Below are 313 nucleotides of genomic sequence, written 5' to 3' on the forward strand. Positions count from 1 at the left end.
ATCGTTTTGATCACCGTTGTTGGCCCGGTTTGGGTGGTGTTTCATTACATCACGGTTTGGAAACGCATGAAGGCCGAGCAACGCCCGCAAAGCCCGGAACAGACAGCCCGCGAAAAGGAAGCGGTGGCGGGTCTGAAACAGCGGGCAAAGCGACTCGAAACGCGTGTCGAAACACTTGAACGCCTGTTAGATGCCGAGGTTGCCGAATGGAGGAACAGGATATGACTGCTCAGCAAGCTACTGCCGGAGACGGTTTTGGGCGCAGTCACAAAAGACGCTCGCGCTGTGGATGTGGCTCACGGCACAACCCGGA

1 protein-coding gene is annotated in these 313 nt (G+C 56.9%); it reads left to right on the top strand.

Features of this window, described 5'->3' with window-relative positions; all coding sequences use genetic code 11:
- Positions 1–225, top strand: a 225-nt coding sequence (locus B3Z49_RS07220; protein WP_296989422.1) for an envelope stress response membrane protein PspB, incomplete at its 5' end; no start/stop codon positions are given.
- Positions 226–313 lie beyond the last annotated feature (88 nt).

The organism is Thalassospira sp. UBA1131 (assembly GCF_002311515.1).
GTDB lineage: Bacteria > Pseudomonadota > Alphaproteobacteria > Rhodospirillales > Thalassospiraceae > Thalassospira.